The organism is Chitinophaga qingshengii (assembly GCF_014529935.1).
Lineage (GTDB): Bacteria > Bacteroidota > Bacteroidia > Chitinophagales > Chitinophagaceae > Chitinophaga > Chitinophaga qingshengii.
The window spans coordinates 1,401,484-1,415,648 of record NZ_JACVFC010000001.1 but is presented as its reverse complement, the minus strand read 5'-3'; the positions used below and the strand labels follow the sequence as shown (position 1 = coordinate 1,415,648).

Sequence of the window (14,165 nt, the reverse complement as noted above, 5' to 3'; positions counted from 1 at the left end):
TGTTGGCGAATATCAGCGATTACTACCCGGGAAGTTTTGTTTCCTTAAGCATTTCCATGAACGCTGTAAAAGTCTCGCAAATAAAATAGGTGTTTAATTCATCCGTTGATTGTTTGAAAAAGTAAGTATGGTCATAGTACCAGATCCCGTCATTTTCTCCATCATTCACCAATAACAGCAACCCGCTTCCGGCATCACTCCCGATCAGCAAGGAGCTTTCAGGAATATCATCGTTGTATTCCTCGTTAATTTTAACAATGTCAGCAAAGGGCTTGTCGATACCTGTACCAAAAAAGTTACCCATCAGCATATATTCTTTCAGGTCTCTTACATACAGGTATGCGTTATTAATGATCGCTCCGTTGCTGGTGGTTAAAAAGGCTTTATAGTCCTGAGGTAGCTTGGTTTTGTAGCGCTTTTCCAATGCTGAAACGCTTTCTTTAGAACCGTTTTGGTATGCTATTATTTCCATTTTTTGAGGTTATGTTTTAGCAGTATTCATCACCCAATACTTCAGAGAAGATGGCTTACTCCATTAAAACCGCTGAGGAATGGCTTGAATATGCCAAAAATAGTGCTTCTATTTGTTATTTTTCAGTTGGTAGGTGAGATGCAGGAATATATTATTTTCGTGCGACCTGATATTACCGGCCGCCGTGGGAACAGAGAACCTTACAAGGTAAATATAGCCGAGGTCAAATTTCAGCTGTGGTGAAACATTGTATTCAATATTAAAACCGGTCCTGTTATGGTCGGGAATATGTCCGGCGGAAGTTCCCGCCAGGTTTATAAAGAATTCATCGAACAGGGCTAGTTTAACGTGCCCGGTTAATTCATACTGTCCGCCGAAGCGCGTGCGAAACCTGGTGATATTGGGTTGGGGGCTATTAAAAATACGGTATTCCAAAGCATTTCTGTTAAGGAGGTAAATGTGCCTGGAAATTTTATGTTGTAATTCTTCCGCTATTGAGACCCTGACTTCGCTGTTGGCCGTTACCTCATTATCTGCCTTGTCCTGAATAATACGGTAATGGGAAAAATAGGAGAACGGCGAAGCGGAAAACTTTAAGTTGGAACGATACTGATAGTGTATCCACGGCCTGATGCTAAACATCAGGTTCTGATCCAGCATATTCATGTTTTGAAAGCCATTTTGCCGCCTGTGCTGAAATTCAATATCCGTCTTTAACTTTTCTGACAAAGGAACGCCCAATGTGCCGCGTAACCAGGCATTGTGATGATTCTGTGCAGTTAAAGTTGAGGGAAAAGCAATCCATATTGCTATTATCAGCCATCTTTTAAACCGGGGCATAAACGTTGATGAATACGACAATCTTTCTCTCCGGAATTGTTTAGCGAACTTTTTCACACGATGTTCCTTCTGTCTTTTTATTGCTTCCCGGAATGGAGATACTACAACCCGATGTGCCACAGCAACCTGTATTCATCAACTGTATTAGTGAGAACAACCCACCCAAACCTGCGAACAGCCATTCTTTAAGGATAATGCCCTGTACAATAAGGATGATGCCCAATGCCAATCGAAACATCCGCATAAAATTCCAATTCCTCAGATAATTCTTCATTTTTTACTGTTTTTGTACGTTACATAAATTTACGCTGTCTGTTTCCTATAGACTGTAACTTTAGTCACAAATGAATGATTTTGCGGAGAGCTTCATCAACCGGGGCATGGCTCAATGTCTGTGTGGCTACGTATACAGATCATTTGGGTAAAATAATCTGACTTCACATCTTTTTACTTAAATTTAAGTCAGGCTGGCATCTAAAAAGTAAAGCATGGCAATAGTCCGCAGATTATTATACTTCCTCATTATAGTTATCGCAGGTATTAAGTCCGGTTTTAGCCAGGAATACCGGCAATCTATCGATATGCGTATTCCTTTTATACCTGGTACTGTAATGATAAACGGAAAACCTACTGTTTACTATGAGCTTCAGTTGACTAATTTCTCCAATGATTCTATCAGCCTGGAAAAGATGGAAGTATTGAATGTGGTTGATTCTACAGTTGTTGTTTCCTTTAGCAAGGATGATTTGATAAATAGGCTTAGCAGGCTGGGGTTACAATTAAACGATAAAGAGAATATAATTGCACCAGGTAATTCAAGGGTAGTCTATCTTGAATGGCAAAATGATACAAGTAATGCGCAACTGATACATCGTCTTGGTTTCGCATTATCCCAGGGTAATAAAAAGGTCCCCTTTTCGGTTCAGGGCGCACCCATTCGCTTATCAGAGAAACCGCCGGTAGTTCTTGGAGCGCCTTTAAATGGTGGCCCCTGGGTGGCAGTTTACGATCCTTCCTGGAGCCGTGGGCATCGCAGGGTAATTTATACTGTTGGTGGGAAGGCCCGGATTCCGGGGCGTTTTGCCATAGATTTCATTAAGCTTGATAAATTGGGGCACTATGCAAACGGAGATAATGATGTGGTGAAAAATTGGTACGGCTATGGAGCAGCGGTATTGGCGGTGAGTGATGGGGTTATATCAACCACCAGGGATGATTTTCGGGAAAGTAACACGTTGTCAAACCACCCTGCACACCCCGCTGAGAAGGCGACAGGAAACTATATTGCAATGGATATAGGAAATAACTGTATCGCATTTTACGAACATCTGCAACCAGGCAGCATCAAAGTGGTACCCGGCCAACGCGTAAAAAAGGGAGATGTCATTGCTGCTGTCGGGTTTACTGGTCAGACTACCGGTCCGCATCTTCACTTCCATGTTGCAGATCAGCATTCAGCGCTGGGTGCGGAGGGGATTCCTTTTGTATTTGAACGTTTTACGGTTCTGGGCAGATATGTTGATTTTAGCAGATTTGGCAAGGATCGCTGGATGCCGGTAAAAGATGCTGCTCCATTGATGATTACTGCAGAACGCCCGGAATCAAATTCCGTCATAAAATTCGACGTGGGAGATAATTGATGATAAGTCTTAAATAACAAATAGATTCAAATCTCAATACCTTTAAAATCAATAGAAAACAGAAGAATAGGAAATATTTAAAACAGGAACCCGCCCTTAGAGCGGGTTCCTGTTTTACTATCGGCCTCACTGTTTTATGGTTTGAATTACGTACTCAGCAACCGTCTTTGCGAGGGGCGCGTTTATAAAGTATTTTACTATCCCGTTCTACATAGTCGCCCGATATTATTGGATAGGAATACTTGGGCGCGTGCAATACACTATGGCTTCTTATAATTATCTTGTCGTTAACTTTCAGGCTATGTAACGACTGAAATTCACTTTTAAAGCTCAAAAAATTCTTGTCAGACTTTTCCGTCCCAAAACTAAGAATATAGTCGTCTCCATTAATCCTGGCCATCACACCAAAGCCTAATTGTGAGCCTGGCGGAAGAGAAAGAGAAGTTACAACAGCCTCCATGTCGGTAAAAGTACTTATATACTTCCCTATGTTAGCAGCCCCGGCAAGCACTTTTTTACCCTCGGGAGACGCTTCCCATTTTTTGTACCTGATACCTTCAGGGGTAGTCTCCCATCTTTCCCTTTCGGCTTTCATCGCTGCAGCAGAGAGTGGTTTGGAGGCTGATTTTTTAGAAGGTTCATTTTTGAATTCGCGATTGGCAAATGCCAGTCCGCTTACCACCATTAGCGGTAAGATCAGCGCATAAATGACTTTTTTCATATTTTTGGCAGGTTTAATTAACATAGATTTATCTCCAGATAAATCAGATCCGTTTAAGGCATTTTTTTTATTTTTCATAGCTTAAAAAATTGATGTCAACGAAATTAACTTCCTGCTTTTCAGCCTGGAAATCTGGATTGTAAATAATAATGTAACCTTTGTAAATAAACTGTAAATAGCATGTCGGATAGCCGAATTCTCCTCTCGGGGAAACGCAAATACCTGGTCGGATTGATATTGCTTTCGTTTATCTCCGTAATCTGTGTGGCTTTCAGCATGAAAGGAAGCGACGATTTTGACATCGCCAGAAGGGAAGTTTTACTCCGCAGAATCGGACATGAACTGCTCTTACAGTCGGGTGACAGTACGTCAAGGGTACTGCCGGTAGAAAAATCCGGTGACAATGAATACCGGATAAGGTTTGAGAAAGAACTTACTTTTCAACCCGATTCCCTGGTAAGTACTACTCAGCGTTTGTTGGCCCAGGCCCCGTTCACAACAGATTATGTTGTCAACGTACTTAACTGTGCCGATGCCAGTGTAGCTTATGGATATGCTATATCAAAAAATAAGAAGGATGATATTATAGCCTGTTTAGGAAGAAAGCAGCCCGTAGCATGTTACATCATCAACATTAAATTTAAACCGCCCGGTATCACTACCGCAAAGAATAGATATTTGCTGAGGGGAGGCTTGTTCTGTTTGGCAGTTATCGGTTTTATTTTCTTCAGACCTGTTAAACCGCGAAAAGTTTTACCGGTGGATGATCAGCATACGAACATGATTACTTTGGGAACGGTGTTGTTCGATACGAAGAACCGGAAGCTGGTAATAGACGGTACAACTACAGACCTGACCGGAACTGAAGCCCGTGTACTCAGCATTTTCGCAAAGTCTCAAAATGAGATAATTGAGAGAAGCAGGCTGCAAAAAGAGATATGGGAAGATGAAGGTGTTATAGTTGGACGTAGTTTGGATATGTTCATATCAAAGCTCAGGAAAAAACTGGAACCTGATCCGAACATCAAAATTGTAGTTGTACGCGGCAAAGGATATAAACTTGAAATTAGCGCTTAAGAAAAATCTTTCCGTCCAAAACTGATCAGTTTATAATTATATTACGCTTGGATAGGCTGAAGCTGAAACCCTTTTTTCGTAAATAACACATAGCATGGTCGTTCAGACTACATACAATTATAACGTGAGCGCTGCAAAGCTTTGGCCTTTGCTTTTCAACTCAAAAATGGATGCCAGGCAACCCTGTTACTTGTTATGTGGACTGCCAAAACCACTGGAGTGTAGACTGCCTGACAGCGAGGGGGGAGTAGGAAGTACCCGGGAATGTGTGTCTGATAAAGGTACGATTCAACAGCGCATCACTGAGTGGGCCCCTGAACATAAACTGTCGTTCCAATTGGTGAAAACTGACTTATACTTTGGTTCTTGTATCGAATCTATTTTAGAACAGTTCGAGATTACCGATAACAATCAGGGCGGTTGCCGAATTACCCGCACTACCACCTTCAAAGCTAAAGCACCTCTTGCCCTTGTGGTGTCCATCCCAATGTTTATTGGACTAAAAGCTATTCACCGTTATGTCTTTAGCAATTGGAAGCGTCTTTCGTCTTAGGACGCTTCATGAAATCTATGCTTTACTCGTTTTATTTTTCAGCTTATCTACTTGAATGGCTATTAATTGGGGTAAATAATTAGGGGTACAATTTTTAGCAACTATTTCATCTTTATACAGCCCTGTACGTTCTCCAAGTGCAACGCATCTTGAACGATATTTTTCTTCAAAAATTCCGATTTGAGCCGCAGTGAAATTCATTGCCCATTGTACTTCCGGCACTTCCTTTTCAATGCGGGTTTCAATTTTAGAAAGCAATTCTTCACTGTTTGGCGGTGGTGTTTGCCCAACCCAACGTAAACGAGCCTGATAATACCAAAAAACTCTTCTTTGTAGTGAAGACTGGCTGTTTTCCCAAGTTTCCATCAATGAAATTGTCTTTTTGTCTTTGGAAAGTTGGTTTGCCATTAACCAGTCAATTAGTTGAAGTTTTTCATCTTCATTATGTTGCCTGATGTCGTTATCTAAATTGTCAATGAGTTTTTGCGAAAGTTGTTTTTTGTCCATAATCAAAATTGCCAACTGTCGTGGTAAAAATTGACCTGTTGACCAAAGTTCCAAAGCCAATTCGTGATCTTTTTTAATCTCACCCGCAATTTTTCGTAGGTCTCCCAGCTTAGTTTCAGTATTGATTTGAGACAGGATGTTTTCTGCTTGTGAAGAGCGTTTCATATCAATCTTTTGTTTTTCGGGACAAATAAATGCTGACCTTGAATAACAATTCTATCCTATTTATAAAGAGGACCTAAAACAGCATCGCTGTTACAGTTAAATTACACGCTTTTGGGAAATACTACAAATTTTTAACTGTCGGGTTCAGGAATTTAGATTGAAGGGAGTTAACGCGGAAACGTCAAAATAAAAAAGCCACTTAATAATATATACGCCGGACAAGACTTTTGGCGAAAATAAAACAGGACAAAATGGAGCTTTTTCCACTTTGTCCTGTCAAGTCGGGATGACTGGATTCGAACCAGCGGCCTCTTCGTCCCGAACGAAGCGCGCTACCGGGCTGCGCTACATCCCGTAATTTTGTTCGGGGCCACAAAATAAACATGATTTTCGTAAAAATCCAAATTTTTAACCCGAAACATTAAAAAATACGAGATTTGTATCTTAAACCATGACCCGTTTTTGCGTTACCCCTTTTTGCACCTTATCCTGCATCACACTTTTGATGTTCCGGTTGATTTCCTCCATCCTGGCGCTGATAGCGGCATAGTCGCTATCAGGCTGGAATAAAAACATGAGCCACAACGGAAACCGGACATAACCGGGACGGTCTATCTCATCGAAGCCTGCTGATACATCCACGATGTCTGCACAGTAGTCGCGGTATTTGGGAAACCGCTCCAGGTTTTCACCGGAGAAGAATATTTTGGTCTTCGACGGACTTTGCCGGATATGCGACTTCGGCCCGAAGAGAGGCCAGTAACAGGGAGTTGTCTTTGTTCAGCCTGATAAAGCCATAAATCCATAAATCCTTACCAGGCTGGCTAGGCCGGAAGTTCAGCACTTCAATGCCGTTTTCAAAAGGGGAATAGGTATATACGTCCTGGCTCCAGAAGTGGAGTTTCATGTGACAGAATATAGGTATATCGTTGTGCTACGCAGGTACCGTGCTGCTAACAGTTAAGTCTCTAAGTGCGTTTGTAGGTATTGTCGTTAAGAATGGCAAAACCATCCACCGATGTGAGTTTTAGGTTGTGCGACTATCAAATGTATAATACTTATGTAATGGATTTCGGAAGAAACAAATCCAATGGAAAGGAGATCTATTTTGTAGATAAAAGTTGTAATCCCCTACTGTAGCAAATTTGGTGTTGCCTGCAGAAACTGCCCGGCGCTTTCCCGGTAAATTGTTTAAATACCTTGATAAAATGATGCTGATCGTGATACCCATATTCCAGGTGATAACCGCTACCGGGCATCTTATCCCATGAAATAAATTGTACCTTGCCGCTATGAAAATGAGCCAATACCTGCGGCAGGGAAAATCGGAGAACTACCAGGATGCGGAAGAGAAAGGCCTGCTGAAAGCAGGTGAGGTAGCGAAGTGGTTGTCTAAAAAATTCAACGAAAAAATTACGGCGGCGGAATTAACGCCGTTTGCTACGGAATGGCATCATGCGGGCGTGTTTAAAGCGGGTGCGGCACTGAAAGGTAAACGGGTGTATTTTTTTGCACCGGCTGCGGTGGAAAAGATAACACTGGCGCAGATCCTGGCCGGCCGGCAAACACCTGCCAAAGATATGCGACCCGTGAAAGGATGGTTCCCGCAGTATTTTCGTATGACCGACCCCGTGAGCCGGCGTACCTATCATAAACGTTTTGTGGGCATCTACGAAGGCCCGGCACATAAAGCGCCTAAAGGTTTTCAGTCACTGCCGGAAGAGGTCTTCACCCGCGCACTGCAACAAAAAGGAAAGGAACTGAAGGCTGGAGAAACCCCGGTTTTTTAATTCCCGCTGCCTTGCGCTTTTGCGTGAAAAAAAATCTTTGCCCCTTCGCACTGCTTTGCTGCTTTGCTCGAAATACCGTATCTTAATTACCGTAAATCCACTGTGGTATGAAAAGCTTGCCAACACTTCCGCTGATAGCGAAATTTGCGGCGGAACAGCCCCGCTTCAGCCTATTGGACCCTGTGCGCAACAGAGTTGAACTGATCACCTTCTGTAGTGTGTTCAGCTTTTTCTTTATGTACATTTTCCTGCCCTTTAATATCAATATGTGGTATGAAGGCCAGCATCTGCACCTGGTGGTGTTTTTCGGTATCTTCACCGGTTGCGGTATATTGGGGCTCACCATCTCACAGTTCCTGCTGGCCGGCTGGAAGTGGCGGCGCCGGCTTACCAACGCTACCTACCTGTTCTGGCTGCTGGGCGAAATTGTGCTGGTAACAACCATCGTTACGGCGGTAGATGTATTGCTTACCGATACCTTTTACTTTACCTGGGGCGAATTTGTCAATACCCTGCGATATACCGCGCTCATCATGCCCTTACCTTATATGATTTCCCTGCTCTGGTTTTTCTCCCGGGAGAAATATAAACAGTTGAAATCATTGGAAGACAAGGTATCACAGGCGCCGGTAGCCAGTATACCCGTCGCCGCTCCGGATGCCTGCCTGCAGATCAAAGATGAACAAGGAAAGACTGCGCTGTCGGTGCACCCGGCCAAGTTACTCATGATCAGGGCGGAAGATAATTACGTGCAGGTGTTCTATCGCAACGGTACTGCTATCAGTAAAGAACTGATCCGGGTTTCCCTTAAAAATATGGAAACGCAACTCACGGCCAACGGTTTTGCCAGAGCACATCGCTCTTACCTGGTGAACCTGTCGAAAGTGGTACTTTTTAAGAAAAATACAAAAGGTTATTTTTTGCAGATCGAAGGAATGGAAGACACCCCCGTACCGGTGTCTGGAACTTACCTGCCGGTTTTTCAATCAGCCTTCGGCTGATGATGAACCCGAATCCCTAAAATCCGTAAATCCCAAAATCTGTAAATCCGTAAATCGTTTATTTCGCCCCATATGCAGCCCATTTCGCCCCAAACCCGCTGCTATAGGCATGTTCCCAGCGACGTTTTTATTAATATCGTCGTAATCAACCTGTCTAAATTCCACCCTGATGTTCAAAGTTCTATTGTCAACCATTATTTGCTGGATGGGTTTTATCCATCTGTCGCAGGCCCAGATCACGGTCTCGGGTAACGTGCGCAATGCGGACACCAAAGAGGTGGTACCCGCCGTTTCAGTGACCATGAAAGAATCACCCTATGGCGATTACACCAACGACCAGGGCAATTTCCGCTTCTCTGCCCGAAAACAATACCCCGTTACTCTGATTTTTTCTTCCCTGGGATTTGAAACGAAAGAAGTAACCGTTTCCGGCGCCGGCGCCCTGAAAATAGAACTCAGTCCCGTGTCTGTACTGGGACGGGAAGTCGTAGTCTCTGCCAGCCGCTTTACCCAGAAAAAGATTGAATCCCCGGTAACGATTGAGCGGATCAGTACCAAAGAAATTATTAACTCCCCCCAACCCAGCTATTTTAATATGATACAGGGTCTTAAAGGAGTGGATGTCACTACCTCCAGCCTCACCTTCACCACTATCACCACCCGTGGTTTCAACACCAGTGGCAACACCAATTTCACCCAGATCGTGGATGGTATGGACAACCAGGCGCCCGGCCTCAATTTCCCGCTGGGAACAGCTATCGGCCTCACGGAGCTGGATGTGGACAATCTTGAGGTGCTGTCAGGCGCTTCATCCGCCCTGTATGGCTCCCGCGGCCTCAATGGCACCCTCGTCATGACCGGCAAAGACCCGTTTAAATACCAAGGCCTCAGCGCCCAGATCACCCAGGGCGTAAACCATGTCAGTAAAGGCAAATCCAATGATCCTTTTGGACCGTCGCCTTACTACGACTGGACCGTCCGCTGGGCCAAAAAAGTAAGCGATAAGTTCGCCTTTAAGATCAATGTGCAGTATATCCAGGCCAAAGAATGGATGGCCACTGATACGACTAATACCAATGGTCCCGGCGGCCCGCTTTCAGACCCCAACTATAACGGGGTGAATATGTACGGCAGCAAAACCTCCCAGGACCTCAACCAGTTCCTGCAGGGAGCGCTGCAACAAACACCTGAACTGGCGCCCCTCATCAACCCCCTGCTGGCAGAAGGCAGTCACTATGTGGCCCGTACCGGCTACCCCGAATACGGCTACCTGAGCAACGACGCCAAATTATTAAAAGCCAACGTAGAGTTGCGGTATAAGATACGGCCCCGGCTGGAAGCTATCGTGTCGGGTACCTTCGGTAAAGGCAATGCAGTGTACAGCAACGATACCCGTTATGCGCTCACCAACTTCCAGCTGGGCCAGTACCGCGCGGAACTGAAAGCGGAACACTGGTTCCTGCGCGGATACACCACCCAGGAAAATTCCGGTAATACCATCATCGCCAGTCCTACGGCGCAACTGATCAACGAAGCCTGGAAACCCAGCTACGACGGCAACACCGGCGACGGCTGGTATCCACAATATACCGGCGCCCTCCTCGAAGCCATGGCCGGCGGTAAAAGTTACCTCGACGCCAGTAACATCGCCAGAACGTTTGCCGACCAGGGCCGCCCGGATGCTTCCAGTCCCCTGTTTCAGCACCTGAAAGACAGTATCGCTTCCCTGCCTACCTCCAAAGGTGGTACGCTGTTCCTCGATAAAAGCAAACTGTATAATGTAGAAGGACAGTATAACTTCACCCACCTGGTCAAAGTAGCAGAACTGATTGCTGGTCTCAACTACCGGCTGTACCGTCTCGATTCCAAAGGCACGCTCTTCCCGGATAACGACGGCCCCATCGATGTGGCAGAATACAGCGCCTACGTACATGCCACTAAAAAAGTACTGAAAGATAAACTGAGCCTCAGCGCCGCTTTCCGTTATGATAAAAACACCCTTTTTGAAAAACCCCGTATCACTACCAGGGTATCGGCAGTAGGAGAGGTGAACCGCGAAAGTTTTATCCGCTTCTCTTACCAGAACGCCTATAGTTTCCCTTCCAATATCCAGGCCCTGCAAAGTACGCCCATCGACTACAACAGCTTCGCTTCCGGTGGCTCTTCACGCTTGCTCAACGGCGTGTACCAGTTCGACCGCTACCCGGCCTATACGCTGGAAAGCGTTACCAAATACCAGCAGAGCAACAATACAGCCGATCTGCAAAAATTTGCCCTCAATGATATTAAACCGCAGTCCGTTGATGCGTTCGAGTTAGGTTATTCCTCGCTCATCGCTAAACGGGTACTGATAGATGTACTCGGTTACTACTCCACCTGGAAAAACTTCATCGGCTATGTCAACGTAGCCAATACGCCCGGTACCGACGACCTGACGGCTTTCAAAAACCATAATACCTATATGGCCTACAACATCGCCTACAACGGGTCGGAAAAAGTAAACACCTACGGCTACGCTGCCAGCGTAAGTGTAGATATGTCGCGTAACTTTATGGCCAAAGTCAATTTCTCGTCCGACTTCCTCAAAAACAGGAACAACAGCCAGGTCAATAATTTTAATACGCCCAATTATAAATTCAATATAGACTTCGGAAATACCGGTTTTGGCAATAAAGAACGGTTTGCATTCAGTACAACTTTCCGCTACCGGCCGGGTTATTTCTATCAGATAGGATTCGGTAGTGGCATAGTGCCAGCCTCGGCCGTAGTAGATGCACAGATCAGTTATCGTTTGTTACAGGCACATTGCAGGATCAAACTGGGAGGTACCAATATTACCAATACCTATTACCGCAACGGCTTCGGTAGCCCGGCAATAGGGGGGATGTACTATGCCAGCTTCGCATACAACGTATTTTAATCATTTATAAACAAGGAAATCATATGAAACGGTACAACAGATATCCTATGCTGGCCCTCGCCCTGGCAGGCCTGCTGATGGCATGCCACTCGTCGCAGGGCGATAAGGACGGCTACAAAATAAAACAAACCTTCGGCCCCGGCGATGAAATCAAAATCGCGGAAGCCTTTCTCACACTGAAAGACAGCAGCAGCATCTTCCTGAAAGAAGGCACCTATAAGTTCGATAATCTCAGTATCGCGCAGGTGAATCATATCCGTATCGAAGGTGAAGGCCCCGAAAAAACAATACTGGACTTCTCCGGCCAAAGCCAGGGTGGCGAAGGCATCCGGGTAACGGATGTAAAAGGGTTCTCCATTCACGGTATGACGCTGAAAGACTCCAAAGGAGATCTCATCAAAATAAATAAAAGTGAAAAGGTGGTCATCACCCAGCTGCATGCTATCTGGTCCAAGTCCGATTCCACCAGCGGCGGCTACGCCATCTACCCGGTGATGTGTAAAAACGTACTGATAGAAAACTGCTATGCACAAGGCGCTTCCGATGCGGGCATCTACGTCGGACAAACCGACACCGCCATCGTGCGCAATTGTAAAGCCTATAAAAACGTGGCCGGTTGCGAAATTGAAAATACAGCCAACGCACAGGTATACGACAACGATTTTTATGGTAACACCGCCGGTTTCCTCATCTTCGATCTGCCGGACCTTTCCCGGCGCGGTGGGCATGTGAAAGCCTATAACAACCATTTCCACGATAACAACGAACGTAACTTCGCCAAATCAGGCAGTTTCGGTAATACCTGGGGCGTGGGAAATGCCGCTCCCGGCAGTGGAGTGGTAATACTGGCCGCTTCCGATATTGAACTGTATAACAACCGTATCATCAATAACAATTCCAGCGCCATCTCTGTGGTATCCGGATTTTTTATTGATACCAATGCAGGCGCTAAAATAAACGATCACTATGACCCTATACCTAAGAACATTCGCATCCATGACAATGAAATGCAGGTAGGCGACAGTTTCCCGCCGGCAGTGTATGAACACCATACCGGTAAAATACTGGTGGCCCTGGAGCAACAACTCAACGCACAGGACCCCGCCCGTAAAAATGCCCGCCTGCCTTTCATTACCTACGACGGTATTACCAGCAACGTGCTCACGAAAGGTACTGCCGCCAACCCCGATTCACTGTGTATCAACCAAAAACAGTCCAACCTGTTTGTGAATGTGCACGCCCTGCAAATGGGCACCAAAGCATGGCGCCCGGATACTGATGTAACACCGTTTTTGTGTAAGTAATTTTTATGTTTAATTTTTTTAGAGAGATGAGGAAGCCTTGTTTGCTGTTATGGATGTTTGTTTCGCTGCTGGCCTGGCTCAACAGCTGCCAGCAGCAACCTGCCGGGCAGAAAAATACCGGGTTTCAGTTTAAGGAAAAACTGTCTGACTATGGTTTTTTTACCGGTGAACTGAAAACGCTCACGCCCCGCAAAGGCGTGGTGCACTATGAACTGTCTACACCGCTGTTTACGGATTATTCGGTGAAAGACCGCTTCGTCGTACTGCCCGAAGGAAAGACGGCCCATTACACGGATCATGGACCACTGGATTTTCCGGACTCCACGTTCATCATCAAAAATTTCGCATATACCAGTCCTGAACACAAAAAGGTGATGATAGAAACCCGCCTGCTGTTCAAAGACCCGGCAGATAAAAGCTGGAAGGTGATGAACTACCTCTGGAACGATCAACAAACCGAAGCGGTAAAATGGATACTGGGTAAAAAAATTCCGGTCACCCTGCTGGACGATAGCGGAGAAAAAATATCTACCGTATATCAGATGCCCAATACCAACGATTGTAAACGTTGTCATATCAACAACAGCGTGCTCACGCCAATAGGCCCGAAAGCGCGTAACCTGAACTTCACGCTGGCCGGTCAACCAGCCGGACAGCTGCAGCAGTGGGCCTCCGCAGGCCTGCTGCAAGGACTGCCCACGGAGAATATCCCGCAACTGCCCGACTGGAAGGATAGTGTACACTTCACCGTTAATCAGCGTGCCCGCGCTTACCTCGATGTAAACTGCGCCCATTGCCATATCAAAGGCGGCGATGCCTTTAACACAGGCCTGTTCCTCGAATATGAACAAACCAAGGATGATCATCTTGGTATCATGAAGCAACCGGTATCCGCCGGCGGCGGCGCCGGAGGGCTCGATTACGACGTGGTGCCCCGTGATCCGTTACACTCTATCCTCGTACATCGCATGAACAGTACGGAACCCGGTACCGCTATGCCGGAACTGGCCCGCACGGTCATTCACAAGGAAGGAGTGGCGCTTATCTCGCAATGGATTGCGCAGATGAAGCCTGTTGATTAAGGTAAATACAAGCAATAGTGGAAGGCAGCCGGAGAAAACCCGGCTGCCTTTTTTATCTGTCATGAACCCCCGAGCAAAATTTCTCCGGGCTCT

At 45.7% G+C, this 14,165-nt stretch carries 13 protein-coding genes and 1 tRNA gene; 7 read left to right on the top strand and 7 right to left on the bottom strand.

Going from position 1 to position 14,165, the window contains the following annotated elements; genetic code table 11:
* Window positions 1–22: 22 nt before the first annotated feature.
* Window positions 23–472, bottom strand: coding sequence for an SMI1/KNR4 family protein (locus ICL07_RS05155; protein ID WP_188086852.1), 450 nt, complete (start codon window positions 470–472; stop codon window positions 23–25).
* Window positions 473–580: 108 nt separating this feature from the next.
* Entirely contained in the window at window positions 581–1,312 is a 732-nt protein-coding gene (locus ICL07_RS05150) for a DUF2490 domain-containing protein (RefSeq protein WP_188088833.1), read from the bottom strand.
* A gap of 488 nt (window positions 1,313–1,800) precedes the next feature.
* On the opposite strand from ICL07_RS05150, the gene ICL07_RS05145 reads away from it, so the two are divergent.
* A complete protein-coding gene (locus ICL07_RS05145) occupies window positions 1,801–2,952 on the top strand; it encodes a M23 family metallopeptidase (RefSeq protein ID WP_188086851.1) in 1,152 nt (383 codons plus the stop codon).
* Between the two features lie 154 nt (window positions 2,953–3,106).
* Here ICL07_RS05145 and ICL07_RS05140 read toward each other — a convergent pair whose 3' ends face one another.
* Window positions 3,107–3,751 carry a hypothetical protein gene (locus tag ICL07_RS05140; protein ID WP_246484979.1) on the bottom strand — a complete coding sequence of 215 codons (645 nt, stop codon included), beginning with the start codon at window positions 3,749–3,751 and terminating at the stop codon, window positions 3,107–3,109.
* A gap of 198 nt (window positions 3,752–3,949) precedes the next feature.
* Between ICL07_RS05140 and ICL07_RS05135 the strand changes: the two genes are divergently transcribed.
* Window positions 3,950–4,750, top strand: a complete 801-nt coding sequence (locus ICL07_RS05135) for a helix-turn-helix domain-containing protein (RefSeq protein ID WP_246484978.1) — start codon at window positions 3,950–3,952, stop codon at window positions 4,748–4,750.
* Window positions 4,751–5,318: 568 nt separating this feature from the next.
* Here the strand turns inward: ICL07_RS05135 and ICL07_RS05125 are convergent.
* The 4 genes from ICL07_RS05125 to ICL07_RS05110 form a co-directional block, all read right to left on the bottom strand.
* Window positions 5,319–5,975: a DNA alkylation repair protein gene (locus ICL07_RS05125; protein WP_188086848.1), complete on the bottom strand. Its 657-nt coding sequence runs from the start codon at window positions 5,973–5,975 to the stop codon at window positions 5,319–5,321.
* 281 nt (window positions 5,976–6,256) lie between these two features.
* Window positions 6,257–6,330, bottom strand: a tRNA-Pro gene (locus ICL07_RS05120).
* An 89-nt stretch (window positions 6,331–6,419) separates the two neighbouring features.
* Window positions 6,420–6,617 (bottom strand): hypothetical protein, encoded by a 198-nt coding sequence (locus ICL07_RS05115; RefSeq protein WP_425490593.1) that lies wholly within the window; start codon window positions 6,615–6,617, stop codon window positions 6,420–6,422.
* Window positions 6,618–6,663: 46 nt separating this feature from the next.
* Complete coding sequence (locus ICL07_RS05110) at window positions 6,664–6,882, bottom strand: hypothetical protein (RefSeq protein WP_188086847.1); 219 nt, start codon at window positions 6,880–6,882, stop codon at window positions 6,664–6,666.
* Window positions 6,883–7,267: 385 nt separating this feature from the next.
* Here ICL07_RS05110 and ICL07_RS05105 point away from each other — a divergent pair, with 385 nt between their 5' ends.
* From ICL07_RS05105 to ICL07_RS05085, 5 genes are all read left to right on the top strand, one after another.
* Entirely contained in the window at window positions 7,268–7,765 is a 498-nt protein-coding gene (locus ICL07_RS05105; protein ID WP_188086846.1) for a hypothetical protein, read from the top strand.
* A gap of 107 nt (window positions 7,766–7,872) precedes the next feature.
* Window positions 7,873–8,766, top strand: a complete 894-nt coding sequence (locus ICL07_RS05100; protein ID WP_188086845.1) for a LytR/AlgR family response regulator transcription factor — start codon at window positions 7,873–7,875, stop codon at window positions 8,764–8,766.
* 169 nt (window positions 8,767–8,935) lie between these two features.
* Entirely contained in the window at window positions 8,936–11,686 is a 2,751-nt protein-coding gene (locus ICL07_RS05095) for a TonB-dependent receptor (protein WP_188086844.1), read from the top strand.
* Window positions 11,687–11,709: 23 nt separating this feature from the next.
* Window positions 11,710–12,990, top strand: coding sequence for a parallel beta-helix domain-containing protein (locus ICL07_RS05090; RefSeq protein WP_188086843.1), 1,281 nt, complete (start codon window positions 11,710–11,712; stop codon window positions 12,988–12,990).
* Window positions 12,991–13,016: 26 nt separating this feature from the next.
* Window positions 13,017–14,072 carry an SO2930 family diheme c-type cytochrome gene (locus ICL07_RS05085; protein ID WP_188086842.1) on the top strand — a complete coding sequence of 352 codons (1,056 nt, stop codon included), beginning with the start codon at window positions 13,017–13,019 and terminating at the stop codon, window positions 14,070–14,072.
* The last annotated feature ends 93 nt before the right edge of the window (window positions 14,073–14,165 follow it).